The organism is Pantoea sp. ICBG 985 (assembly GCF_002928365.1).
Classification (GTDB): domain Bacteria; phylum Pseudomonadota; class Gammaproteobacteria; order Enterobacterales; family Enterobacteriaceae; genus Pantoea; species Pantoea dispersa.
The window spans coordinates 18,673-45,133 of record NZ_POWM01000003.1 but is presented as its reverse complement, the minus strand read 5'-3'; the positions used below and the strand labels follow the sequence as shown (position 1 = coordinate 45,133).

Below are 26,461 nucleotides of genomic sequence, written 5' to 3'. Positions count from 1 at the left end.
CTGAAAATCCCGTCGCTGATTATGTGCTTAACTTAGCGTTGACACGGCAACAGGGTGAAACATGACGTTTAAAAGGAAAAATGAAGCGGCAATCATTTCAGGTTCCTCGCTGCTGCGCAGTATTTTGCTGTCCGGCGGATTGCTGATATGCGCGATCATTGCGCTCACCCTGTGGACGCTGCGCGAAGACTGGCACGGCGCGGTGCGCCAGACGGAAGAGATGGCGGTCAATCTTTCCCTGTCACAGTCACGTCAGGCGGAAGATACCGTGCTCCAGACCGAACTGGCCCTGCGTGAAGTGCAGCGCGACCTGCAGGCGCAGCCGCTGGAAAAGCTCAACGCCGCCAACCTGAGCCAGATTATGCGCGATCTGCAAAGCCGTCTGCCGCAGTTGCACGGGCTGTTTTACTATGATGAGCAGGGACGCTGGATCGCCACCTCCACGCGCAGCGTGCCGGTGGGCACCAACAACTCTGACCGTGAATATTTCCGCTATCACCGCAACAACAGCCGTGACAGCTTGCACATCGGCCCGGTGATTCGCAGCCGCAGCACTGGCGATCTGGTTATTCCGGTTTCCCTGCGCGTCAGCGATGCCGTGCGTGATTTCAAAGGCATCCTGTTAGCCACCATTAAAGTGGATTATTTCCGCCGTTTTTACAGTTACTACGAGCTGGGGCCGCGCGACGTGCTGGTTCTGATGCTGGCAGACAGCACGGTGCTTTATGCCCGTCCGATGCCCGACAGCTATATCGGCAAGAGTCTCTCCGCCAGCCATCTGTTCCAGCAGATGCTGGTGAAAGCCGATCGCGGCAGCGGCGAGTGGAACGCGGCGCTGGATGGCCAGGTGCGCATCTTCGGCTTCGCCAGCTCAGAACGCTATCCGCTGGTCGTCGCGGCGGGTTACGACAAACGCAATCTGTATCTGCGCTGGGTGAAAGGAAGACTGCAGGATATTTCCCTGAACGTGGCGCTGCTGGTCGCGATTATCCTGCTGGGACTGTTTGTCATTCGTCAGGCTCGGCATAGCCAGCATTATCAGGAAGCGCTGCTCAAACTAAAAAACGACCTCGCCGATGCCAATCATCATCTTGATCAGCTGGCGTTTTTCGATGGGCTGACCGGTCTGGCTAACCGCAGACAGTTTGACCGCTTTTTGCAGAATGCTTTGCATAATCTGCGGGAAAAATCAGCACCGGTGTCACTGATATTAATGGATATTGACTACTTCAAACACTACAACGATCGCTACGGGCACGTGGCAGGCGATCACTGTTTACGCCAGGTGGCCGACGCGCTCAAACGCCTTAAGCTACGGCAGAGCGACATGGTCGCGCGCTATGGCGGCGAGGAGTTTGCCATCATCCTCGCCGGTGCCGATCAGCAGGCGGCGCTGAATATTGCGCGTCAGGCAGTACAGGTGATTGCTGACCTGCATCTGCCTCACGCCGCCTCCGCACTGCCCGATGCGCAGGTGACGCTCAGCGCGGGCTGTGCGACCACCTGGCATGACGATCAGGCCGGCAACCTGATCGAGCATGCTGATGCGGCGTTGTACCAGGCCAAGCATAGCGGACGCAATCAGGCGCAGGCCTGGCGGGCAGTGAGTGATTAACGGTTAAAACCAGGAATGAAGCGTGAAACATCGACTTCCATAAACTGCGAGCGCTGGAAGTTGTGTTTCAGGTCATACGGCACCGTACAGTCAAAAATGGTTTTACAGGTAATGCCATGGGCGCGAATCGAGTTGCTGAAGGCCGGATCCTGTGAAGGATCGAGCGGGTGACAGCGCACGCCGGGAATAAAGATGGTATCCGCGTCGCCCTGATAACGCGTGGTCATTGCCCAAATCACGTCATTTAAATCGAACACATCAACATCCTCATCGACCAGGAACACGTGCTTCAGCTCTGAAAAGGCCGAGAAAGCCAGCAGGGCAGCCTGACGCTGGCGTCCCTCATCCTGCGGGCCGCGCTTATTGATTTGCAGCACCGCAACATATTTCCCGGTGCCTGGCGACGGGCAATGTACATTCTTCACCAGACCCGGTAACGCACGCTCAACCATATCGAGAATGCTGGCTTCGGTCGGGATTCCGGCCAGATTGGTGTGCTCGTCGCTCGGTCCGATGCAGGTTTGCAGGATGGGGTTTTTGCGGTGCGTCACGGCTTTGACTTTAATCACCGGCACTGCCGCCTGCGCTTCACCGGTATAACCCGGGAATTCCGGCATCGCTTTACCGCTATGGGTATGCTGATCTTCCTGTACGCGATAATCCGGCACCAGTTCACCCTCAATCACGATCTCTGCATGGGCAATGGCGCGGGCATCAACGGCGACACCCTTAACCAGCTCAACCGCCCGACCGCGCAAGCCCCCGGCTATCGCCAGCTCATCAAAACCGAGCGGCGTGGTCGGCGGCTCGAAACAGGCACCAATTTCGATGGCCGGATCGACGCCAATACTGATGGTAATCGGCAACGCTTTGCCCGCCTGCTCAGCCTTAATGCGGAACTGATCAAGATGGCGGCCTGGCACAAAGTACATCGAGATCTCATCTTTGCCCTGAACACACAAGCGGTGAATAGTGACGTCATGTTCGCCGGTTTCCGGATCGGCGGCATAACACATCCCCATGGTGAAATAGGGGCCGGCATCTTCAGGCGTGTTGGTTGGCGCGGGCAGCAGGCGGCGGATATCAAAACCGTCATCCGTGGCGAGGTGCACCACTTCCTGACAAACTGCCTGCTGCTGGCTTATTTCCACCGGTGCTATGGCGTTATGTACCGATGAACGCAGCAGATGCGCCAGCTTTTCTTTCGGCACCCCTAACAGGCGCGCCACGCGCTGCCGTGAAGCCAGCAAGCCAATCAGTACGCGAAAGTTGGCGTAACCTTTGATGTGATTAAACACCATCGCCGGTCCGGTCTGTGTGGGACGCATCACGGTGCCGCCCGCGCCAACGTAACGATAGACACCGGACAGTTCCGCTTCGGGATTCACCGGTTCATCGGTCTCAATATACTCACCATCAAATTGCTTCAGCAGTTCGATGGCAGAACGCAGATCGTAAACCTCACTGCTGTGCGAAGAGGGAGATGTGTTTGACATAGGCTGTTCCTTAGTTTGAGAGTGTCAGGTCATCACTGGCGGGATGCAAACCCTGCCAGCGCGTGGCGCCAGCAGTGTCGATACCAAGCTGATCCAGCACGCGACCCACGATATGATTTTCCACATCGGCGATCGTGGCCGGATGGTTGTACCAGGCCGGCACAGGGGGAATCAGGCTGACGCCCATGCGTGACAGCGCCAGCATGTTTTCCAGATGAATGGTGTTGAGCGGGGTTTCGCGCGGTACCAGAATCAGTTTGCGCTGCTCTTTCAGGACGACATCCGCCGCGCGGCCAATCAGCCCTTCCGCATACCCGCTGCGGATACCGGCCAGCGTTTTCATGCTGCAGGGAATAATCACCATCCCGTCGGTGACAAATGAGCCCGAAGAGATAGTCGCGGCCTGGTCACCGGCGGGATGAAACACATCGGCCAGCTGTTTGATGTCGTTGAGAGAACAGTTGGTTTCATGTTCCAGCGTCACTTTTCCCCAGCGTGACAAAATGAGATGCGTTTCGATGTGCGGAATGTCCGCCAGCTGCCGCAGTAATCGCAGCGCGAGTGGGGCACCGGTAGCGCCGGTTACGCCGACAATGATGCGCATAAGGCCTCCTGTGAAAGGCAAAATATTTCCGGCGCGTTCCTGCCGTCGCCGTCCTGCAGGCAAAGATAATGCGCTCGCTAATCAGGGTCTAATTGGTATTATGCTTTCATTAATAACGAATCCTTATCAGGTGTGGCATGGATTACCGTAAGCTGCGTTCTTTTCTGGCACTCGCCGATACGCTGCATTTCGCGCGAGCGGCGGCGGCGGTTAACCTGACGCAACCGGCGTTGTCTCAGCATATTCAGGCACTGGAGCAGCAGTGGGGCGTGAAGTTATTTGCGCGCGACAAGCGTAAGGTGAGTCTGACGCGCGAAGGCTTATTGCTGCTCGGGGAAGTCCAGCAGACGGTGCAGCGTGTGGAGCATCTGCAGGACACGATTAAGCAGGTGGCCGCCGGACGACGCGGCATGTTACGCATTGGCTATGTGGGCACGTCCATGCTGGAGCCGGCGCTGGTCAAAATTATCCGTGCCTTCAGACGTGATTTTCCCCAGATCGCGCTGCAACCCGTGGAGTACAGCGTCAACCAACAGCTAAGCCTGCTGGAGAGCGGCGATTTGGATATCGGCATCCTGCGCGGGCCGCTGCCGGAACGTCGCCAGATTAGCCGGCAAATTCTGCATCAAACCTCACTGTGTGCGGTGCTGGCCGACGACCATCCGCTGGCGAAGCAGGCCTGCGTCTCGCTGGCTGATTTAGCGGTGGAGCCACTGATTTTGCAGGAAGATCCGGAAGGCATCGGGCTGGGTGGCGCGGTGCTTAATCTCTATGCGGCCGCCAGGCAGATTCCCGCCAGCGTGCTCCGCGCGCGCGATGTGGCCACCGCCGTTGACCTCGCTGCGCTGGGGCTGGGCGTGACCTTCATCCCCCACGCCCCGGAGAGATTTTTGCGGCAGGATGTGGCACTGCTGCCGCTGGCGCAGCAGGATGTCACGACGGCACTCTACCTGTGCTGGAAAACCGGCGCTGCTAACCCGGAGATCCGGCGCTTTACCGGGTACGCGCAGTCACACTATGGTGAGGAACCCGCTGCGTAATCAGGCGGGTATTCCAGCCTCAGCGGCGTTATGGGGATCAATATGGCGAATTGCTATGCCATATCGGCTAAATTGTGATTCACTGACGTATCTATTGTCAGATTATGCGTGAGAAGCGCAGTCATGAAGCCAACACTGAATCAGCTAATGAGTTTTTGTACCGTGGCAGAAGTGGGGAATATAGGCCGGGCAGCAGACAAGCTGAATATTTCGCAGCCCCCGCTAAGCAGACAAATAGCCCAGCTCGAACGTGATGTGGGTGCGAAACTGTTTACCCGTAATGCCAAAGGCATGAAACTTACCTTTGCCGGCGAGCAATTCCTGAAAGATGCTTACGCCGTATTAAGAATGATGCAGCAGGCGTGTAGTAATGTGCAGGCTGTTTCAGAAGGGCAAATGGGATTGATTAAGCTGGGCGCAACCATGTACGCATCGTACAGTGTGGTGCCGCAACTGGTCATGAAACACAGAATGAATTATCCCAGTATTGATCTGCAATTTCAGGAAATGATCCCGACCGGGTTAAACGCTGCGCTGGAGGATGGGCGGCTGGACGTTGCGATCAGCTTTTCGGAAGTCACCAGCTCCGCGATTAACTCGCTGGTGTTATTGCGTGAACCGTTAATTGTCGCGCTTCCTGCGGATCATCCCCAGGCTAATGTCGAAAATTTCGCCCTGGAAACGTTGGCCAATGACCCGTTTATCATTGTGCCTCGCCCTATGTCGCCGCTGCTTTATGACAGGATTTTTAATCAGTGCCTGAAAGCCGGTTTTAGTCCACATATTGGCGTTGAGGTTTCGGTCCAGCAAACCATCGTTAATTTCGTCGCTCATGGATTAGGGGTGGCCATCATCCCGGCAAGTATGGCGACGGCGCAGATAAGAGGCATTAATTATCGGAGAATTGCGGACGCAAATACCATCGAAAATATCCTGATGTGGTCTTCTAATAATAAAAATCCAGCGCTGGAACACTTTATTAACCAATGCCGTGCCCTCGCAGAGGAGTTAAGCACGGCATCGGATACCCGCATCAGTTCTTAGCAATCACGATTTCGATCAGGCTGGGTTTACCGCTGGCGATAGCCTCCTCGACAGCCGCAGCGATCTGTGAAGCCACCTCAATCTTACGCGTTTTCAGCCCCAGCGCGGTGCCAAGTGCCTGATAATCAATCACAGGATCTATCAAATCCATGGCGATAAAGCGATTGGTTTGCGCCGAGGTATAATCGTCTTTAGACCGCATAAAGTTCTTAAGAACATTATATTCAGTATTGTTCATCACAATAAAGGTTACCGGCAATTGCTCATGGGCGGCGGTCCACAGCGACTGAGGCGAATACATTGCCGCACCATCCCCAACAAAACAGACAACAGGGGCTTTGCCCAGTCCGAGGGAATACCCCACTGCAGCAGGCATGCCCCAGCCCAGACCGCCACCGCGCATAAAAGCATATTGATCTGCTCTGTTACTCGACAGCGATCTACGCAGCGATTGTGAGGTCGCAATGGCCTCGTCAACAATTGTTATATCCGGACCAATAGCGCGCGCGGCCTCAAATGCGGCAATCAATGGCGTGATCTTCGTGGCCGACTGCTGCTCTTGTACCGACTGTAATAAGTTCTCTTTAGTTTGTTCGAACTGTGCTGCCGCAGCCGAGAAACGACGCTGATAATCCGGGCGATTATGCGCGGTAGCCTCTTTCAGCTCAGGTAGCAGCACCGCCAGCGATAATTTAATATCGCCGAGAGTTGAGAGCTCGCTACGATAAGTTCGTCCCAAATCGCCGGCATCAGCTGAGAGCTGGAACACTTTACAATGCTCCGGCACGGCACGCCCCTCGGTGTAGAGGATGGTGATGAGCGATTTACCGCCGAGCGCAAAGATTGCATCGTATTGATCAAGCGCTTTGGCAATGTCTATCGCCTGAGTAGAGAGATTGCCTCGCCACAGAGGATGCGCGGTGGGATACGGAATCCGATTCGGCCAGGTTGAGCCATAAACGTCAGCGGCCAGCAACTCAGCCAGTGCGACAACTTCCGCAGCCGCGCCGCTTTGATGAATCTCATCGCCGGCAATAATCGCGACCTTGCCGGGGGTAAAGGCGGCTAATTTTTTGGCTAACAGCGGCAGTGAACCTGCGACCGCTTTACGATCAACGTTAGACGGCGCGCCGATGTCAACGGCGCTCATGGCTTCCATCACATCCATCGGCAAAGAGAGGAAAACCGGGCCTTTGGGCGCGGCATCCGCATCATGAAAAGCACGGCGAACCAGGATTGGCAGCTGGTCAACGCTGGTGACTTCCTTCGACCATTTGGAAAAAATCTTACCCATACTCACTAAATCCCCCAACAGCAGGGGATCGGTGATGCTGTGGCGTAAATCCTGCTGGCCAGCCGTCACTACTAATGGCGTTTGCGAGCAAACCGCATTGTGCAGATTGCCCATGCCGTGACCCAGACCACCGGCCGTGTGCAGATTGAGAAAACCGGGCTTACCGGCGGCCTGCGCGTAACCATCGGCCATCGCAACCGCACTGGCTTCCTGCAAGGCAAGCACATAGTTGATGTTGGGATTTCTGAGCAGGGCGTCCATGAACGGTAATTCAGTCGTACCTGGGTTACCGAACACATACTCAACGCCTTCGCTCTCTAACACTTCCAGCAGGACATCACCACCGCGGCGTACCGGGGTGTCGTTTAATTTTGCAATGGGTTTATTCATCGTTGTTCACCTCTGACTATCGGTTAATAATCCGCCAGTTTCCGGGCTGAATTTATCTTAGAAGCAGGGTGAGCGTTGATTCCAATACTAAGATTGGCCTGTTTGATACCCTAAAAGGTATGGCTATGAAGCAAAGCCGCGTGATTAAAGGTGCCCATTCATCAAATCCACCATCGCCCCGGCATGGGCATCAACGTGGCGAATGTAGCGCATCACCGTTTCCGGCTTCTTCCAGGTGCCTTCCTGCATGATCTGCGCGGTGCTGTACTTATTGCTGGCCATGTCGATGGCGGCACCGACCCGGGTGCTATGTCCCGACCAGCCGCGATAGCGATTCTTATTGGGTTGCAAGCCGGTGCCCGGTCCCGCTTCACGCCACGCACGGACGAAAATATCCTCCAGCGCGCGGGTCGAGAGCGGTTTATCGCAGACAATCTGCGCCTGGTTGGCGCGGTGCACCGGGCCAAAAATGAACGCGTCGGGTTCAGCGATCAGCCCGGATGCAACCAGCCATTCGGTCAGACGTTGTGATGAGAGATCCCCGAGTGCCTTAATTAGTCCCCCGGTCATCACAATGGTTTTGGTCCAGGCGACATCGAGAATGATACGGCCATCGGCCGAGCGCGAAATGTCACGCACCCGCAGGCGGCTCAGTTCACTGATGCGTAACAGCGTGGCGTAAGCCACATGCAAAAATGCCAGATCGCGCTGCTGTTGCAGGCGGTCAGAGCCCGCCCAGCGCTGATCCAGCTTAAGTAAATCGCGAATGCGAAAGGGGATAGCCTGACCGGCACGTTCACCGGCTATCACCGCGCTGCGATTGATTTTTTTCACGGCGCGGAACACCAGCGGCGAAACATTGGGCGGCACCAGACCGGCGTTACGGTGTAACATGGAAATTAACGCCGCATGAGTCGCGATGGTCGAAGAGGCGCGTCCCGATGCCTGAAGCCATAGCAGATAATCACGCAGATCGGCAGGATCCATCGGCAAAAATTGCCGGCCATGTTCAGTCGCCCAGCGGCTGCCGATGCGCATAACGCTCAGCAACTGTCGCCACGTGTTATCAGAAAACGCTTCTTTATCACTGACAAATTCTCTCAGGCGTTCAGCAATATCCTCATCAGTACTGTGCATCAGGGCCGGGCTGGCGGTAATCCCGGGCAGGGTGTCCGTTTTACTCATTAATTTATGACGTCGCTACGTGAATTCTGTGCATGTTGCAGGGTCATCACCCGCCAGATTTAACGTAGCAGTGCCGGTTTTTTATGCACGGCGTGGCGCTGACACACTGCATCATGTTAACCAAAGGTGATGATCCTGCGGATCCTGACTTCATATAATGCCAATTATATGAAGTCAGCTATTCTAGCCGCTGAAAATCTGGATGGACAGCGCTAAAGGGGGATGGAAAACGGTGATGGTGAAGTTTTTTCAACTGACAAACGCCCCGTCAGCTGTCAGGCTAAGGATCGACAGTGTGATAGCGCAGATTAGCGCTTGATTTTGCAGGTTTTTTGCGCAAGCGCGGCCTGTTTTACTTCAGCGCGAGCCTGGTGCAGGCAACATGAAGTTAGCTCATCTTGCTTTGAAATTTAATCACTTTTCCTCTCGCAGGGACTCTGGCATAACTAAGGTCATGTTAAATATTTTCGACAATATGACCACTGCTGAATTTGCAATCCTGTAAACGATTTGGGAAATCCTGCAAAGGAGAGAACCGCTTCAGGTTGCAAGCAGAAATCAGGATGCCCGCTCGCGATGAAAAATGATTTTACCTTTAGTATAAAAAGCACGCGCTTCGATGAGAATTACAATCCCTCCAAAGATACGCGCATTACCACCAATTTTGCCAACCTGGCGCGCGGCAGCAATCGCGAAGAGAATCTGCGCAACGCGTTGATCATGATGAACAACCGTTTCAATTCGCTGGCAAACTGGGACAACCCGAAAGGCGATCGTTATGCGATTGAACTGGATATCATCTCTGTGGAAATGAATCTGGGTGCAGGCGGCGAGGGCAAAAGCTTTCCGGCGATTGAGATCCTGAAAACCAATATTGTTGATAAAAAAACCAGTGAGCGCATTGAAGGCATCACCGGCAACAATTTCTCTTCATACGTGCGTGATTATGATTTCAGCGTTCTGCTGTCCGAGCATAATAAAGGCCGTTCCAGTTTCAGTATTCCGGATGACTTTGGCGTGCTGCACGGCAATATTTTCCGCCATTTTGTCAACTCGGAGACATATAAGGCCAACTTCCGCAAAGCGCCGGTCATTTGCCTCAGCGTCTCCAGCAAAAATATTTACCGTCGTACCGGTAACCAGCATCCGGTGCTGGGCATTGAATATCAGCAAAATGAATCCTCATTAACCGACCTCTATTTCGCCAAAATGGGACTCAGGGCGCGCTATTTCATGCCGGCCAACAGCGTGGCGCCGTTCGCCTTCTACTTCGCCGGTGATTTGCTCAGTGATTACAGTAACCTGGAGCTGATCAGCACCATCAGTACCATGGAAACCTTCCAGAAGATTTACCGCCCGGAGATTTACAATGCGAACTCACCGGCGGGCATTGAATATCAGCCAGACCTGTATCATCAGGATCACTCGCTGACCAAAATTGTTTACGATCGCGAAGAGCGTACCCGCCTGGCGATTGAGCAGGGCAAATTTACCGAAGAGCAGTTTATTAAGCCTTACCACAGCATTCTGAAACAGTGGTCTGATCATTTCGCTCTTTGATTAACGAATAAATAAGGTTATTGATTAATGAAAACATTATTACCGACGTCAACGGCTGGCAGCTTACCAAAACCTTCCTGGCTGGCGCAGCCAGAAACATTATGGTCGCCGTGGAAATTGCAGGGCGATGAGCTGATTCAGGGCAAACAGGATGCGCTGCGTTTATGTCTGGACGACCAGCAGCAGGCCGGTATTGATATCGTCAGCGACGGCGAGCAAACGCGCCAGCACTTCGTCACCACCTTTATCGAACACCTTAACGGCGTTGACTTTGAAAATCGCAAAACGGTGCGCATCCGTAATCGTTATGATGCCAGTGTACCCGGCGTGGTGGGCGAAGTGAGCCGGCAGAAACCGGTCTTTGTCGATGATGCCAAATACCTGCGTCAGCTGACGCAGCGTCCAATCAAATGGGCGTTGCCTGGCCCGATGACCATGATCGACACGCTGTATGACGATCACTATAAAAGCCGTGAGAAGCTGGCCTGGGAATTCGCTAAAATTCTCAACCAGGAAGCGCGCGAATTAGAAGCTGCTGGCGTTGATATTATTCAGTTTGACGAACCCGCCTTTAACGTCTTTTTCGACGAGGTGAATGACTGGGGCATTGCCGCCTTAGAACGCGCCATCGAAGGGCTTAAATGTGAGACCGCGGTGCATATTTGCTACGGCTACGGCATCAAAGCTAACACCGACTGGAAGAAAACGCTGGGTACCGAGTGGCGTCAGTATGAAGAGATCTTCCCGAAACTGCAGAGTTCCGGCATTGATATTGTATCGCTTGAGTGTCAGAACTCACGCGTGCCGATGGATTTGATTGAACTGATTCGTGGTAAAAAAGTGATGGTTGGCGCGATTGACGTCGCCACCAACACCATCGAAACACCGGAAGAAGTGGCTGCCACGCTGCGTAAAGCGCTGCAGTTTGTTGATGCCGATAAACTTTATCCAAGCACCAACTGTGGCATGACGCCACTGTCACGTCATGTGGCTTACGGCAAGCTGCAGGCATTAAGTGCCGGTGCAGAAATTGTGCGTAAAGAACTGCTGGGCTAACACGTAACGCCTTATTGGTCTCTTACTCAGTCCGCAGGGTTTAAATATCCTGCGGACTGAGCGTTTGTAATTAACTTCCCTGCCTGACTCGCTGGCCTCGCTAAATAATCCTGTAAAACACCCGGCGGCGACGGTCATAAATCCCCCATTTATACCGGATTCATTCTCTGCCTCTAATCCGGCGGGCAGCCTGAATATCATCGTCTATACTCAGCAACGCGAAGTGATATATGCCGCTGCTTTTCACGCTGCGCTGGCGTTAATTTGATTAGCCCGCGCGAACAACAGCCGCATTGACTCATCAGTACACGCTGTTTTCCGTGCTTTCATCCTTAAGGGACTTCCTGGTATGTTGCAATCTCAATCCTCCCGTTTGGGCAGTTTACTGCTGCTGCTGGCGGCACTCATCGGCTTTGCTGTCGCGCTGTATGCCTGGCTCACGCCACTCACCGGTGTCACCGGCACCATTGGCGCGCTGGGCGTCGCCATTGCCAGCGTCGTGCTGGCGGTGCTGACCTTCCTGCTGCGCGCGGCTACCGGCCGTGCCGGGCGCATTTTCCTGATCGTCATCACGCTGCTGCTGCTATGCGCGATCGGTTTTGCTGCCGCGCTGCTGCATCAGGGGATCATTACGCTGGCGATGGTCATCGGCCTGATTGGTCTGATTATGCTGGCGCGCAACCCGGCGCATCGCGTTCGCCACGCCACTGCACAAGGAGCTAACCGTGCATAATGAAAAATACATTCCGCTGCTCAAAGTCGGCATGACCGCCCTGGCGCTGCTGATGGCACCTGCCACGCTACGCGCCGAAGATAAAGCCGCTGAGGCGTCGATGGGTACGCAGGAGAAACTCAACGTGGATGCGGCCGATCAGCAGGCGCCCGGCACCACGCACGCCACCGATGATGTCTCCAGCGGCAAGCGCGACGGCGAGAAAGTGGCCTCCGCCAGCCAGCCGGCCACGCCGCTGGTGCCCTCCACGGCGACGTGGGACAGTTTTCACGGCCAGCTCAACGCGCAGAAATACAGCCCGCTGAAACAAATCACCGCTGACAACGTCAGCAAGCTGAAAAAAATCTGGGAGTTTCACACCGGTGACGTTTCGGATGGCAAGGGCGACACGCCAGCGACCGTCTGGTCCGCCACGCCAATTTTTGCCAACGATACGCTGTACATCGGCACGCCATTTGATCGGCTGATTGCGCTGGATCCGGGCACCGGCAAGGAGAAGTGGCACTACGATACTAAAGCGCCACGCCAAGCGCTGACGCAGCCGGTGCTGAAAAATCGTGGCGTCTCCTACTGGCAGGCGAAAAATCCGCAGGCAGGTCAGGCCTGCCAGAAAATCGTTTATATGGGCACCGTTGACGGCAAGCTGTATGCCCTGGATGCTGATTCCGGCAAGCCGTGCGAAAACTTTGCGGATAAAGGCGTGCTCAACGTCAACCAGTGGAATACGGTTAACGCTAAATTCCCGCTGTCTCTGCTCCAGCCGCCGACGGTGGTGGGTGATCACCTGATCGTTGGCTGGGCGGGCAAAGACTGGGCTTACGCAGAAGCGCCGCCGGGCACGGTGTTTTCAATCAACGCGCAGACCGGGGCACGTGAATGGACCTTTGACGCCATCCCGGCCAGCATTCGCCCGCGCACCGGCACGGCTAACGTCTGGACCCACATGTCGGCCGATGAAGCGCATGGCCTGGTTTATCTGCCAGTGTCATCACCTTCGCCAAACTACTGGGGCGGCAACCGCGTCGATCCAATTCCGCTCGGCACCTCCACGACTGCGCTGGATGTGAGTACCGGCAAAGTGGTGTGGTCGCGACAGTGGGTGCATCATGATGTGTGGGATTACGACATCAACTCAGCACCGACGCTGATGGACATTACCGTGAACGGCAAGCAGATTCCGGCGCTGATTCAGGCCACCAAGCAGGGCTTCCTGTTTGTGGTCAATCGCCTGACCGGTGAAGATGTCTGGCCGATTGAGGAGCGTCCGGTGCCGCAGGGCGATGGTTCGGTGCAGGGCGAGAAACTGTCGCCGACCCAGCCGTTTCCGACCAAACCGGCACCGCTGCTGGATCAGTCCAAAAAACCGGCAATCTGGAAACTGGCTGATATTGTTGGTGCCGGTCAGTGCTCACGCCTGTGGGATAAACTGAGCTATGACGGCATGTACACGCCGCCGACCACCAAAGGCGAAGGCGCACTGACCTATCCGGACAGCGCGGGCGGCGTGCAGTGGGGCGGTGTGGCGTTCGATCCGCAAAAACAGATCGCCATCGTGAATACCTCGCACATTGTGCAATACGTGAAACTGTACAGCCGCGCCGATTACGACAAGGCCGACAACGGCTCGGGCAACGAGAGTGGTTTCGCCCCGCAGGAAGGTGCGCCTTACGGCCTGCGCCTGATGGTGGCGAATAACTGGCTCGGCATGCCGTGCTGGCAGCCGCCGTTTGGCGAGATCGTGGCGCTGGATATGCACACCGGTGATGTGAAATGGCGTCGTCCGGTCGGCGCGTCGCAGCAGTACGGCTTCTTCATGCCGGAAAGCTGGGGCTCGCCAACCATTGGCGGTCCGGCAGTCACCGCCGGCGGCGTGATCTTTATCGGTGCCTCAATGGATGCCAAAGTACGCGCCTATTCACTGGATAGCGGCGAAGAGCTGTGGTCCGATCAGGTCGAAGCGCCCGCGGTTGCCAACCCCTCGGTGTATGAATACAAAGGCCGGCAGTATGTTGCCTTTGTCGCCGGTGGTAACACCATCCTGAAGGATCAGGTGGGCGATCAGGTGGTGGTTTACGCACTGCCGGAATAACCCAGCGCAGTAAACCAACAAAGTGGGGCCACGGTGCCCCACTTTTTTTATGCCCGCAATAAAAACGGCGGCCATTGGCCGCCAAAACCTCAACAGGTGGTTGCCGTTGAGGAAGCAGTGGTACTGATGAATCTTTAACCTTTTACACCGCCTGCCGTCAGGCCGCTCACCAGCCAGCGCTGCGCCAGTAAAAACACCAGCGTGATGGGAATAGCGGACAGCACGGCCGCCGCGGCGAAATCGCCCCACAGATAGTTCTGCGGATTAAGATACTGCTGCATCCCGACCGCGAGGGTAGAGCTGTTGACGTCGCGCAGCAGCAGCGAGGCGACCGGTACTTCGGTGACCGCAGCGATAAACGCCAGGATAAACACCACCGCGAGGATTGGCACCGAAAGCGGCAGCAATACCAGACGAAACGCCTGCCACGGCGTGGCACCATCCAGCGCCGCCGCTTCCTCCAGCGAACCATCAATGGTTTCGAAATAGCCCTTAATGGTCCAGACGTGCAGCGCGATACCGCCCAGATAGGCGAAGATCACGCCGCCGTGGGTATTGAGGCCGAGAAACGGCAGATATTGCCCCAGCCGGTCAAACAGCGCATAGAGCGCCACCAGCGATAGCACCGCCGGGAACATCTGAAAAATCAGCATGCCCTTAAGCAAACTGGCGCGACCGGCGAAGCGCATGCGGGCAAACGCGTAGGCGCAGGTGGTAGAGAGCGCCACAATCCCCAGTGCGCTGATAGCGGCGATCTTCACCGAATTCCACAGCCACAGCAGCACCGGGAAGGGCGGCGGCGTCACGCGACCATCGGCATGGGTAACGCTGAACCCGAGCGCCAGCCGCCAGTGTTCCCAGGAAATCTGTTCCGGGATCAGACTGCCGGTGGCGAAATTGCCGCTGCGCAACGAGATGGCAATCACCATCAGCAGCGGGAACAGAATTGCCGCGATAAACAGCAGCAGCAGCAGATGCGTCAGCAGCAGACGCAGCTTCTGCGATTTCGGTTGTACCATGGCCATAACGCCTCCTTAATCAAACTTCATGCGTAGCGCTTTCAGGTTAATCACCGCCAGCGCACCGACCAGCAGGAAGATCAGCGTGGCGATGGCTGCCGCCAGGCCGAAGTCCTGACCGCCGCCGCCCTCAAAGGCGATGCGCCAGGTGTAGTTGACCAGCAGATCGGTGTAACCCGCCGGCGTAGTGGTGCCGAGTCGATCGGGGCCACCATTAGTCAGCAGCTGCACCAGTACGAAGTTATTGAAGTTAAAAGCAAAGCTGGCGATCATCAGCGGCAATAGCGGTTTCAGCAGCAGCGGCAGCGTAATCAAAAAGAAATTCTGCAGCGGCCCGGCGCCATCCATCGCGGACGCTTCATACAGATCGTCCGGGATCGCCTTGAGCAAGCCCATGCACAGGATCATCATGTAGGGATAACCCAGCCAGGTATTGACGATCACCAGCATGGCGCGCGCCAGCGTCGGATCGCTGAACCACGCTGGCTTAAAGCCCAACAGCGCATTGAGCATGACGTTGATTTCGCCAAAACTCTGGTTAAACAGCCCCTTGAAAATCAGTATCGAAATGAATGCCGGTACCGCGTAGGGAAGAATCAGCATCACGCGATAGATGGCCTTGCCCCGCAGCGCTTCCCACTGCACCAGACACGCCAGCACCATGCCCACCGCGACCGTCAGCAGCACGGTCAACAGCGAAAACAGCAGCGTCCAGCCAAATATCGCCAGGAACGGTTTCTGAATGCCCTCGTCGGTGAACACGCGGGCAAAGTTTTTCCAGCCCGCGCCAACGGTAAAGCCGGGGCTGAGCTGTTCGCTGGCCCAGCTGCCATCGGCGTTGATCTGCTGATAGAACCCCGTGTCCCGGTTGGCCTGATAGCGGGCGCCGTTTTGCTGATTTCTCAGCTGTCCCGGTGCGTCAAGCACATACAGCGGCCGCGTGCCGGAAAACTGGCGCAGCGAACTCATCACCAGCTCGCGACCGTCCGGCAGTCGGGCAGTTAACTGACTCAGCGCCTGACGGTTTTGGGTAATGATTTTTAAGCTGGCGCGCGCGGTGGCGGGCAGCGCGGCTGGCGTGAGGCTGAGCTGCTGTTCACCACCCAGCGTAAACGGCGCAGACAGAAAGCTGTTTTCGCCTGTGCTGAGCGCCAGCTGCCAGCGATCGCCCTGCGGATAGAGCGCGAAGTTCATCGCGTCCCCGGCCTGATACTGTCGACTCAGCAGCACCTGCTGCGCGCGCGCCTCACTGAGCTGGTTGGTGCTGCTGTAGTTGGTGAAGGCAATGGCGACGGTACAGGCCAGTGGAAACAGCACGAACAGCGCCATGCCGGCCAGTCCCGGATACACATAGCGCCAGGCATAGGCACGCCGGTTGGTGTAAATCCACAGGCCTGCCGCGCTGACTACCAGCGTGACCAGCGCAAACAGGTATTCACCCTGAGCATACATCAGCACCAGAAGGTAGCCGACCAGCAGACAGCCGATCCCGACCAGCAGGCTGCGCAGCACCAGGCTGTGCCGTCTCTTTTGCGGTATTCCTGACATGATACGGTGTTCCTTAACAGCCAGTGGCGAGCCGACAGCCGTCGGCTCCGTAACAGCATTACTTATTGAGACGCGCCTGCGCATCCTTCAGCGCCGCATCGACGTTTTGACGACCACTCAGCGCATTCAGCGTCGCGGTGCGCATCGCATACCAGAAGGCCGCCATCTGCGGGATGTTAGGCATGATGTCGCCATTACGCGCATTGCTCATGGTGGCGGCGATGCGCGCGTCTTTCTCCAGCGTTTGCTGGAATGACTTCAGGGTGACCGCGCCCAGCGGCTTGTCCTTGTTAACCGCGTTGAGACCGGCGTCAGTCAGCAGGTAATTTTCCAGAAACTCTTTGGCCAGCTCTTTATTAGGACTGGCCGCGTTGATGCCCGCGCTCAGTACGCCGACAAAGGTTTTGGTCGGCTTGCCGTTCAGCGTCGGTAACAGCGTAACGCCGTAGTTGATGCCGCTTTTGTCGATATTGCTCCACGCCCACGGACCGTTGATGGTCATCGCGGTTTGTCCTTTATTGAAGGCCGCTTCGGCAATCGAATAGTCGGTATCGGCATTAAGGATTTTGGCTTTCACCTGATCGACGAGGAACTGCATGCCTGCTTTCGCGCCGGCGTTGTCGACGCCGGTATCTTTCACGTCATAGCCGCTATCGGTCTTTTTGAAAGCATAGGCGCCACCGGCGGCCAGCAGCGGCCAGGTGAAATAGGGTTCCTGCAGGTTAAACATGATGGCGCTCTTGCCTTTGGCGCGCAGCTGCTTATCCAGCGCCGCCATCTCTTCCCAGCTTTTCGGTGGGGTGGGAAGCAGATCTTTGTTGTAAATCAGCGACAGCGACTCCACAGACACCGGATAGCCAATCAGCTTGCCGTTGAAGCGCACTGCATCCCAGGTAAACGGAAACAGCTTTTGCTGGAAGTTTTGATCCGGCGTGACTTCGGCGAGCAGCCCTGACTGGGCATAGCCGCCAAAGCGATCGTGCGCCCAGAAGATAATGTCCGGACCGTCACCCGTGGCGGCAACCTGCGGATATTTCTCTTCCATTTTGTCCGGGTGTTCGACCGTCACGCTGATACCGGTGTCCTGCTCGAATTTTTTGCCTACCTCGGCGAGGCCGTTATAGCCCTTATCACCATTGATCCAGATGACCAGTTTACCTTCTTCAATTTTGGCCACGGCCGAAGCCGAAAACAGTACGGCCGTAAGGGCGGAAAGGGCCAGAACGCGTGCGCCGGTTTTCATTGTCATAACTCCATCCTGTTAGCGGAAGCGGAAATCATTAGTGGCATCATTGTGCGGCGTTATGCCATTTCCTCATCCTCCTGCGCTCTACGCCCAACGGCACTAAGCCGTGATCGCGCTTGCAAAACAGCGCCTTAATACGCGCTGGCGCACACTATTGACGCGTCAGCTCTGCGTGACAGCTCACAAAATTGCCGTGAACGTCGCGCCGGCGCGGCTGGCGTGCGCGTACTCCTCCTCCCGCCTCATCCCCCAGTAAAAACCCACACGGTGGAGGATGCTGCGCCGTCTGCGCCTGCCCATAGTGGTCGCCGGAGTCTGCCTGCGGTGCTGCAGGCAAGCATGAGCCTGCGAAGAGGAAAGCATCATGGCGAGCGTTGCGTTACACCATGTCACCAAGGCCTGGGGCGATACCGAGGTATCAAAAGACATCAATCTGGAGATCGGCGAAGGGGAATTTGTGGTGTTCGTCGGTCCCTCCGGCTGCGGCAAATCAACGCTGCTGCGCATGATCGCCGGCCTGGAAACCATCACCCGCGGCGATCTGCTGATTGGCGGTCAGCGTATGAACGATGTTCCGCCCGCTGAGCGCGGTATCGGCATGGTGTTTCAGTCTTACGCCCTTTATCCACACCTTTCGGTGGCCGAAAACATGTCGTTTGGCCTGAAGCTGGCTGGCGTAAAGCGCGCTGAAATCCAGCAGCGCGTCAATCAGGTTGCGGAGGTGTTACAGCTGGCGCACCTGCTGGAACGGCGGCCCAAAGCCCTATCGGGCGGACAGCGGCAGCGCGTGGCCATCGGGCGCACGCTGGTGGCCGAACCGCGTGTGTTTCTGCTCGACGAGCCATTGTCCAATCTCGATGCCGCGCTGCGCGTACAGATGCGCATTGAAATCTCACGCCTGCACAAGCGCCTGAAGCGCACCATGATTTACGTTACGCACGATCAAATCGAAGCGATGACGCTGGCCGACAAGATCGTGGTGCTGGACGCCGGTCGCATCGCCCAGGTCGGTAAGCCGCTCGAACTCTATCACTATCCCGCTAACCGCTTCGTTGCCGGCTTTATCGGCTCGCCGCGCATGAATTTTCTGCCCGTCAAAGTGACCGCCACCGCCATCGATCAGGTGCAGGTGCGTTTTCCCAACGATCAGCTTGTATGGCTGCCGGTGGAGAGCGCCGGCGTCCAGGTCGGCAGCAACATGTCGCTGGGTATTCGTCCGGAACATCTGCTCTCCAGCGACATCGCCGATGTCACGCTGGAGGGCGAAGTGCAGGTGGTTGAGCAGCTCGGCCACGAGACGCAGATCCATATCCAGATCCCCGCCATTCGTCAGAACCTGGTGTACCGCCAGGAGGACGTGGTGCTGGTAGAAGAGGGCGCCCTGATGGGTATTGGCCTGCCGCCGGAGCGTTGTCACCTGTTCCGCGAGGACGGGAGCGCCTGCCGCAGGCTGCATCAGGAACCCGGTGTTTAGCCCTGCAAAACAATAAAAGCAATGACCTCAGGAGATAGAAAATGTTAACTCTGCGCAAACTTCCCGTCGCGATTGCCATCGCAGCGGGTACGCTCTCCGCTCAAGCCATGGCGGTCGATTTTACGGGTTACGCCCGTTCGGGTATCGGCTGGACCGGCAGCGGCGGCGAGCAACAGTGCTTTCAGGCTACCGGCGCGCAAAGCAAATACCGTCTGGGCAACGAATGTGAAACCTATGCTGAACTGAAACTGGGCCAGGAAGTGTGGAAAGAGGGCGATAAAAGTTTCTATTTCGATACTAACGTCGCCTATTCCGTCTCCCAGCAGAATGACTGGGAAGCGACCTCACCGGCCTTCCGTGAAGCCAACGTGAAAGGAAAAAACCTGATCGATGCGCTGCCGGGTTCCACCATCTGGGCCGGTAAACGCTTTTATCAGCGTCACGATGTTCACATGATCGACTTCTACTACTGGGATATCTCCGGTCCGGGCGCCGGTCTGGAAGATGTCGATCTCGGGTTTGGTAAGCTCTCGTTCGCCGCGACGCGCTCTTCTGAAGCGGGCGGCTCTTACACCTTCTCCAGTGACCAGATCCGTGATTACGCCACCAGTACCGCCAATGACGTTTTTGATGTGCGTCTCGCCGGCATGGAAACTAACCCCAATGGCGTGCTGGAACTGGGTGTCGACTATGGCCGCGCCAACGCGCGTGACGGTTATCGCTTAGATGACGGCGCGTCGAAAGATGGCTGGATGTTCACCGCGGAACACACGCAGAGCATGCTGAAAGGCTACAACAAGTTTGTGCTGCAGTACGCCACTGATGCGCTGACCTCGCAGGGCAAAGGCCTGCCGCAGGGCAGCAACATCAATAACAACGGCAAGATGTACCGCATCCTCGATCACGGTGCGATCTCGCTGGCCGATCGCTGGGATCTGATGTACGTGGCGATGTACCAGAACGTCGATCTGGATAACAACCGCGGAACCGAGTGGTACACCGTCGGCGTACGTCCTATGTACAAATGGACGCCGATCATGAGCACCCTGCTGGAAGTAGGCTATGACAACGTCAAGTCACAGCAGGTCAGCGAACGCAACGGTCAGTACAAAATCACCCTGGCGCAGCAGTGGCAGGCTGGCGACAGCATCTGGTCACGTCCGGCGCTGCGCCTGTTCGCCACCTACGCCAAATGGGATGAGAAGTGGGGCTACAGCAAAGACGCCTCCGGCGATATCACGTCGCTGGCCGCGGCGGACAGCAGCGGCAACGGTCTGTTCACCAACAGCCGTGGCGACAACGATGAGTGGACCTTCGGCGCACAGATGGAAATCTGGTGGTAAGGCGCTGCACAGGTTAAGCAAACACCCGCCGTGCGTCAGACGCACGGCGTTTTCGGACAGCGGCAGCCATTGCCTGGCCCACGCCGCTGCCTGACAGCTTGTTGGGATATCACAATGAAAAAACATCTTATCGCCCTCTGCCTGAGCAGCGCGCTGCTGACCGGCGTCATTGCGCCAGTCCAGGCCGACATCAATCTGGTACCGCAGGATCTTTCCGCTGCACCCGCCATTCCCACCGCGCGGCTGCAGCAGCTCAGCTGGCAGCCGGTAGATGCAACGCGTGCACAAACCACCACGCTGACGCAAAGCGCAACGCCGCTGGATGTGCGTGGCGTCACGGGGGCCATCGCGGCTTACAGCCTGCCTGCTAATCAGGGCGAGCTGACGGTTACGCTGAGCAGCGAGGTGGTACACAATCAAGTCTTTGCCCCTAATGTGCTGGTACTGGACGAAAACCTGCAGCCGGCCGCGTGGTTTCCGAGCCGCTTCTTTAGCTATCAGCAGCCCGGCGTGATGAGCGCCGATCGGCTGGAAGGGGTGATGAAGCTGACGCCGGTGCCGGGCCAGCAGAAGATCTATTTGCTGGTGTTCACCACCGACCAGGATTTAACCCAGACCACGACGCTGCTGGATCCGGCCAAAGCTTATGCCAAAGGCACCGGCCATGCGGTACCGGATATTCCCGATCCGGTGGCGCGTCACAGTCGCGACGGCAAAATCAAACTGAAAGTAGCAACCAGTTCCGGCTCGTCGATTCTGGTTGGCCCGTTGTTTGGCTCAGCCGCGCCTGCCGCTGTCACCGTTGGCAGCACCCGGCCGGCCATGGCCGCCACGACGGCGCGCGCGCCAGCGCCTGAATTGGCACCGCTGGTGAATGAGACGGAAAGCTATTTCAATCAGAGCATTCGTCAGGCGGTGCAACAGGGCAATATCGATAAAGCGCTGAAGCTGCTGGATGAAGCAGAGCGTCTGGGATCGACATCGGCGCGGCAAACCTTTATCAGCAGTGTTAAAGGCAAGGGGTGAAACTGCCCCGACAGTGCTGAGTTGCCCCACCTGGTGCGCTTCGGCGCACCTTTTTTATGGCACTCCGACCTGCACGCAGCAGGTCGGTTTCGTGCTAGTTACGCTGACGCTGACGTGATTGTACCGCCGTCAGCAACGCATCGATTCTGTCATCCTCCGCCATCGCTTCCAGCGTTACGCTTAGCTTACGTCGCCAGTTGGGATATTGATCGACGGTGCCCGGCACGTTGACCGGCAGTGCCATATCCAGCCACTCTTCCGGCTGCAAACCGAGCAGTGCACACTGGCTGCGGGCCAGATAGCGATGGATCGCCTGACTAAGCTGATGACTCATGCGGACGCTGGCCCGCCGGAAGCGGCGGCGCGGCGGCAAATCACCGCTGCGCAACAGCGTACGCAGCAACGCCTGTTTGGCCAGGCGCCGATCGCGATACAGGCCAGCGAGAATCGCCCGATCGGGGTAAAGCCCCAGCGCGCTGCCCAGCCGCAAATCGTCACTTTGCCACCAGCCGCGCAGCGTCGGCATATCATGGGTGGTGGTAACTGCCATCGCCTGACGCGGCCACGTCGCTGGCGCGCGGAAGTGGCGCTGCGATTCCTGCTCAAAGTAGAGCACTTTGTAGGAGTACACACCGGCGTCGCGCAGTTTATCAACAATGGCTTCCGGCACGGTGCCCAGATCCTCGCCAATCACCATGCAACGATGGCGCTGGCTCTCCAGTGCCAGAATCGCCAGCAAATCATCCACCGGATAGTGCACATAGGCACCGTGCGCCGCGCTTTCGTCCTTCGGTATCCACCATAAACGCAGCAGCGCCATCACATGGTCAATGCGCAGCGCGCCGCAGTCGCGCATGCTGGCGCGCAGCAGGGCGATCCACGGCTCGTAGCCGCGCGCGGCCATCACCTGCGGGTCCATCGGCGGCAATCCCCAGTTCTGACCGAGCGGACCGAGGATATCCGGCGGCGCGCCAATGCTGGCGTCCAGGCAGTAAAGCTGCCGATCGCGCCAGGTTTCCGCGCCATCCGCCGCCACGCCCACCGCCAGGTCGCGATACAGCCCGATCGCCATCTGCTGCTGCTGACACAGCTGCCAGCAGGCGGCGAATTGCTCTGCCGCCAGCCACTGCAGCCACATGTAGAAACGCACCTCGTCGCTGTGCTCAATGCGAAACGCCAGCACTGTCGCACTGTTGGCCTGCTGCCATTCGCCCGGCCAGTGTTGCCAGCCATAACCCGTGCCATCCTGGGCGCTGCGCGCCGCGTGCAGCGCATCAAACAGTCCCTGATGCAGCAGGCTGTCGCCCCCGGCACGCACAAACTCCGCAAACGCCTGCGCCTGTCCATCATCTGCCGTGCGCCGGCGAAACTGCTGCCAGGCAAGCCGCAGTCCCTGCAACTTAAGCCGGGTGACGGCAGTGTAATCCACCCACGCGGCATCACGCGTTGCCCGAATAGCCTGCTGCGTCTCCTCAGCTTGCCACCAGGCCTGCGCCGCGTCGCTGAGGCCAAAATCTGCCACAGCGCCCACGTCGATATAGAGGATGTTGAGCCAGCGCCGGGACGAGGGACTGTAAGGGCTGGCGCTCTCCGGTGCGGCAGGAAACAGCGCGTGCAGCGGATTGAGCCCGACAAACGCGCCGCCGCGCCGCGCGGTTTCAGCGATCATCTGCCGCAAATCGCCGAAATCACCGATACCCCAGTTTGCCGCAGAGCGCAGCGTATACAGCTGAATACAGCTGCCCCACAGCGATTCGCCCGCCAGCAGTTCCGCAGGTTCGTAACAGCGCCGGGGTGCCACTATAATCGGGCAGCGGTGACACTGTAACGCCTGAGTTAGTGTTAGCTGGTGATAACCGGCGGGCAGCGCGGGCAACACCAATGCTTCACCCGGCTGGCAGCACCCGGACCAGCTTTCGCCGCTTTCGCTCGTCAGCTGCCATTCCGCATCGGCGCTGAGCGCCGGTGCCAGACTTAGTGGCTGTCCGACATAAAAAATCACCACCGGCGGCAGCGATGCGGAGCCGTTCGCAGGGGCCTGCATCAGCGCGGCGAGACGCTGATGGGTAAGAGCAGAAATCTGCCGCGGTTTTCCGTGCGCATCAATATATTCCGCAGCAATAAGCGCGTCAGCACGGCGATCAAGAGCATCTTTGGGTTTCATGGCGTTCCTTAGCGGCTGGCCTGCCAGATACGTTGCTGATAGTCACGAATGGCGCGATCGGCACTGAACATGCCGCAACGCGCGGTATTGAGGATTGCGGCGCGCGTCCAGGCCTCAGGATCGGCCCACAGCGCTTCAACCTGCTGCTGTGCGTTGAGGTAGTGGCGAAAATCAGCCAGTACCAGATAAGGATCGCCGCCTTGCGCGCCCAGGCTGTTGACCAGATCGCTAAACGCCGTGCGGTCGCCGTTACTGAAGGTGCCATCTTCCAGCGCGGTCAGCGCGCGATCCAGCTGCGCATCCTTACTGCGCCAGTTCAAGGGCGAGTAACCGGCCTGTTTCAGCGCGCTGACCTGCTCTACGGTATGGCCAAAGATAAAGATATTCTCTTCACCGACCTGCTGCGCGATTTCAACGTTGGCCCCATCCAGCGTACCGATGGTGAGTGCGCCGTTCAGCGCCAGCTTCATATTGCCGGTACCGGATGCTTCTTTGCCCGCAGTAGAGATCTGTTCTGATAGATCGGCGGCCGGGATCAGGCGCTCGGCAACCGACACGTTGTAATCAGGGATAAAAACAATTTTCAGCCGGTCGCCGACCCGCGCATCGTGGTTGATGGTTTCCGCCACTTTATTGATGGCGTAGATGATGTTTTTTGCCAGCGCATAGCCCGGCGCCGCTTTGGCACCAAACAGCATCACGCGCGGAGCCAGATTGGCCTGCGGATCGCTGACCAGCGTTTGCCACAGCGCAATCATGTGCAGCAGCATCAGGTGCTGCCGTTTGTATTCGTGCAGCCGCTTGATTTGGACGTCAAACAGCGCATCAGGCTGCACCACAATGCCGGTTCGGGCGGCGATCCACTCTGTCAGTGCCTGCTTGTTGTGCTGCTTAATGGCGCGATATTCGGCGCGTAAGGCGGCATCATCGGCGAACGGCGTCAGATCCTGCAGCGCATCGAGATCGTTAAGCCACGGACGCTGCAGCGTTTTGTTGATCAGCGCCGCTAGCGCCGGATTGCACTGGTTGATCCAGCGACGCGGTGTGATGCCGTTGGTGACATTGTGAAACTTCTCCGGCCACAGCGCGTGATACTCGGGGAACAGGTCCTGTACCACCAGCCGCGAGTGCAGCGCCGCCACGCCGTTGACTGCAAAGCTGCCGACCACGCACAGATTTGCCATGCGCAGTTGCTGATCGTGCACCAGCGCCAGTTTTGACCAGATCGCCTGATTACCCGGCCAGCGCGCCTCAACCTGCTGTTTTAGCTGCGCATTGAGCGTATTGATAATCATCACATGGCGCGGCAGCAGGCTGCGCACCAGGCGCAGGTTCCAGCACTCCAGCGCTTCCGGCATCAGCGTGTGGTTAGTATAGGCGAAGGTTCGCTGGGTAATGCGCCATGCGTCCTGCCAGCTGAGCCGGTGCTCATCCAGCAGCAGGCGCAACAGCTCCGGGATGGCCAGCGTCGGATGCGTATCGTTCAGCTGGATCACTTCATAATCCGCTAACGTTTCGATGGATCGTCCCGCCGCCTGATGACGGCGCAGAATATCCGCCAGCGTACAGGCACACTGGAAATACTGCTGCATCAGACGCAGTTTTTTGCCGGCCTGATGGTTGTCATTCGGGTAGAGCACTTTGGTCAGTTTTTCCGCCTCAATGCCTTGCTGTTCTGCACGCAGAAAATCGCCGTTATTGAAACGCTGGAGATCAAACGGTCGGGCATGCTTTGCCTGCCACAGACGCAAGGGCTGCGTGATGCCGTTGCGGAAACCAACCACCGGCAGATCCCAGGCTTCACCCTGCACCACCAAAGCAGGCTGCCAGTGCGTCACGCCGTCAATGGTGGTCACGCTGCCGCCCAGTCCGACCTGCACGTCAAGCGCCGCGTTGTGGCGAAACCAGGGATAACGATCGCGCTGCCAGTCATCCGGCTGTTCGTGCTGCGCGCCCCCGACAAAATGCTGGCGAAACAGGCCGTACTGGTAGTTCAGACCATAGCCGATCGCAGGCTGGCCGGTGGTCGCCATCGCATCGAGAAAACAAGCGGCCAGCCGTCCCAGACCGCCGTTGCCCAGTGCCGGATCGGTTTCACGCTCCAGCACATCACTCAGCGTCACGCCTGCTGCGGCCAGCGTCGCTTTGACGCCGTCGTACCAGCCGAGATTGAGCAGATTGTTGCCGGTCAGCCTGCCCAGCAGAAACTCCATTGACAGATAATTAACGTGGCGCTGTCCGCCAGCGGCCGGCTGCACCGGTATATCCGCCAGCAGTTCGGCCAGCGCGCCGCTCAGCGCCTGCCACCACTGGTCGGGGCTCATTTCCTGCGCATCCGGCAGGCCAAAACGTTGCCACTGGCGCACCAGCGCGGCAGAAAAACGGTCAGGGTCAAATGTGGGCAGTGCCATAGGGAAACTCCAGTCGAATAAATAGGGTTACAGGCAGTGTGACGCTGCCGCCAGGCGGCTACCTCCTCCTGCAAAAAATTCCACGGGGAGGACAGGGAGGGTGGAGAGGCTGAGGTAAATCTGA

Annotated in this window: 19 protein-coding genes; 10 read left to right on the top strand and 9 right to left on the bottom strand. The window is 57.4% G+C overall.

Annotation, left to right across the window (positions count from 1 at the left end):
- The first annotated feature begins 61 nt into the window (after window positions 1–61).
- Window positions 62–1,615, top strand: a complete 1,554-nt coding sequence (locus C1Y42_RS09550; protein WP_104093284.1) for a sensor domain-containing diguanylate cyclase — start codon at window positions 62–64, stop codon at window positions 1,613–1,615.
- On the opposite strand, the gene C1Y42_RS09545 is transcribed toward C1Y42_RS09550, so the two are convergent.
- Together C1Y42_RS09545 and C1Y42_RS09540 are read right to left on the bottom strand one after the other, a co-directional pair.
- Entirely contained in the window at window positions 1,612–3,111 is a 1,500-nt protein-coding gene (locus tag C1Y42_RS09545) for a UbiD family decarboxylase (RefSeq protein ID WP_104093283.1), read from the bottom strand. The genes C1Y42_RS09550 and C1Y42_RS09545 overlap by 4 nt on opposite strands.
- 10 nt (window positions 3,112–3,121) lie before the next feature.
- A complete protein-coding gene (locus C1Y42_RS09540) occupies window positions 3,122–3,715 on the bottom strand; it encodes a UbiX family flavin prenyltransferase (RefSeq protein WP_104093282.1) in 594 nt (197 codons plus the stop codon).
- 137 nt (window positions 3,716–3,852) lie between these two features.
- Here C1Y42_RS09540 and C1Y42_RS09535 point away from each other — a divergent pair, with 137 nt between their 5' ends.
- Both C1Y42_RS09535 and C1Y42_RS09530 read left to right on the top strand, forming a co-directional pair.
- Window positions 3,853–4,755: a LysR family transcriptional regulator gene (locus C1Y42_RS09535; RefSeq protein ID WP_104093281.1), complete on the top strand. Its 903-nt coding sequence runs from the start codon at window positions 3,853–3,855 to the stop codon at window positions 4,753–4,755.
- Window positions 4,756–4,878: 123 nt separating this feature from the next.
- Entirely contained in the window at window positions 4,879–5,799 is a 921-nt protein-coding gene (locus C1Y42_RS09530) for a LysR family transcriptional regulator (protein WP_104093280.1), read from the top strand.
- Here the strand turns inward: C1Y42_RS09530 and C1Y42_RS09525 are convergent.
- Window positions 5,789–7,483, bottom strand: a complete 1,695-nt coding sequence (locus C1Y42_RS09525; RefSeq protein WP_104093279.1) for a thiamine pyrophosphate-binding protein — start codon at window positions 7,481–7,483, stop codon at window positions 5,789–5,791. The two genes, C1Y42_RS09530 and C1Y42_RS09525, sit on opposite strands and share 11 nt — an antisense overlap.
- Window positions 7,484–7,627: 144 nt before the next feature.
- Window positions 7,628–8,668, bottom strand: coding sequence for a tyrosine-type recombinase/integrase (locus C1Y42_RS09520; protein ID WP_104093278.1), 1,041 nt, complete (start codon window positions 8,666–8,668; stop codon window positions 7,628–7,630).
- A 576-nt stretch (window positions 8,669–9,244) separates the two neighbouring features.
- On the opposite strand from C1Y42_RS09520, the gene C1Y42_RS09515 reads away from it, so the two are divergent.
- From C1Y42_RS09515 to C1Y42_RS09500, 4 genes are all read left to right on the top strand, one after another.
- Window positions 9,245–10,228 (top strand): DUF1852 domain-containing protein, encoded by a 984-nt coding sequence (locus C1Y42_RS09515; protein ID WP_104093277.1) that lies wholly within the window; start codon window positions 9,245–9,247, stop codon window positions 10,226–10,228.
- A 27-nt stretch (window positions 10,229–10,255) separates the two neighbouring features.
- A complete protein-coding gene (locus C1Y42_RS09510) occupies window positions 10,256–11,284 on the top strand; it encodes a methionine synthase (protein ID WP_104093276.1) in 1,029 nt (342 codons plus the stop codon).
- Between the two features lie 349 nt (window positions 11,285–11,633).
- Window positions 11,634–12,017, top strand: coding sequence for a hypothetical protein (locus C1Y42_RS09505; RefSeq protein WP_104093275.1), 384 nt, complete (start codon window positions 11,634–11,636; stop codon window positions 12,015–12,017).
- Window positions 12,018–12,048: 31 nt separating this feature from the next.
- Entirely contained in the window at window positions 12,049–14,106 is a 2,058-nt protein-coding gene (locus tag C1Y42_RS09500; protein ID WP_370445694.1) for a pyrroloquinoline quinone-dependent dehydrogenase, read from the top strand.
- A gap of 134 nt (window positions 14,107–14,240) precedes the next feature.
- On the opposite strand, the gene malG is transcribed toward C1Y42_RS09500, so the two are convergent.
- Genes malG through malE form a run of 3 tightly spaced genes read right to left on the bottom strand, consistent with a single transcriptional unit; the run spans window position 14,241 to window position 17,922 of the window.
- Window positions 14,241–15,131, bottom strand: a complete 891-nt coding sequence (gene malG, locus C1Y42_RS09495) for a maltose ABC transporter permease MalG (RefSeq protein ID WP_104093273.1) — start codon at window positions 15,129–15,131, stop codon at window positions 14,241–14,243.
- 9 nt (window positions 15,132–15,140) lie between these two features.
- Window positions 15,141–16,673 carry a maltose ABC transporter permease MalF gene (malF, locus tag C1Y42_RS09490; protein WP_104093272.1) on the bottom strand — a complete coding sequence of 511 codons (1,533 nt, stop codon included), beginning with the start codon at window positions 16,671–16,673 and terminating at the stop codon, window positions 15,141–15,143.
- 58 nt (window positions 16,674–16,731) lie between these two features.
- Window positions 16,732–17,922, bottom strand: a complete 1,191-nt coding sequence (gene malE, locus C1Y42_RS09485) for a maltose/maltodextrin ABC transporter substrate-binding protein MalE (protein WP_031280090.1) — start codon at window positions 17,920–17,922, stop codon at window positions 16,732–16,734.
- A 361-nt stretch (window positions 17,923–18,283) separates the two neighbouring features.
- Between malE and malK the strand changes: the two genes are divergently transcribed.
- From malK to malM, 3 genes are all read left to right on the top strand, one after another.
- Complete coding sequence (gene malK, locus C1Y42_RS09475; protein WP_104093271.1) at window positions 18,284–19,393, top strand: maltose/maltodextrin ABC transporter ATP-binding protein MalK; 1,110 nt, start codon at window positions 18,284–18,286, stop codon at window positions 19,391–19,393.
- 41 nt (window positions 19,394–19,434) lie between these two features.
- Window positions 19,435–20,736, top strand: a complete 1,302-nt coding sequence (locus C1Y42_RS09470) for a maltoporin (RefSeq protein WP_021509418.1) — start codon at window positions 19,435–19,437, stop codon at window positions 20,734–20,736.
- A gap of 114 nt (window positions 20,737–20,850) precedes the next feature.
- The gene (gene malM / locus C1Y42_RS09465) at window positions 20,851–21,762 is read left to right on the top strand and encodes a maltose operon protein MalM (RefSeq protein ID WP_058770169.1); all 912 of its coding nucleotides are present in this window, start codon (window positions 20,851–20,853) and stop codon (window positions 21,760–21,762) included.
- A gap of 94 nt (window positions 21,763–21,856) precedes the next feature.
- On the opposite strand, the gene malQ is transcribed toward malM, so the two are convergent.
- Together malQ and malP are read right to left on the bottom strand one after the other, a co-directional pair.
- Entirely contained in the window at window positions 21,857–23,926 is a 2,070-nt protein-coding gene (malQ, locus tag C1Y42_RS09460; RefSeq protein WP_104093270.1) for a 4-alpha-glucanotransferase, read from the bottom strand.
- Between the two features lie 8 nt (window positions 23,927–23,934).
- Window positions 23,935–26,337 (bottom strand): maltodextrin phosphorylase, encoded by a 2,403-nt coding sequence (malP, locus tag C1Y42_RS09455; protein WP_104093269.1) that lies wholly within the window; start codon window positions 26,335–26,337, stop codon window positions 23,935–23,937.
- Between the last annotated feature and the right edge of the window lie 124 nt (window positions 26,338–26,461).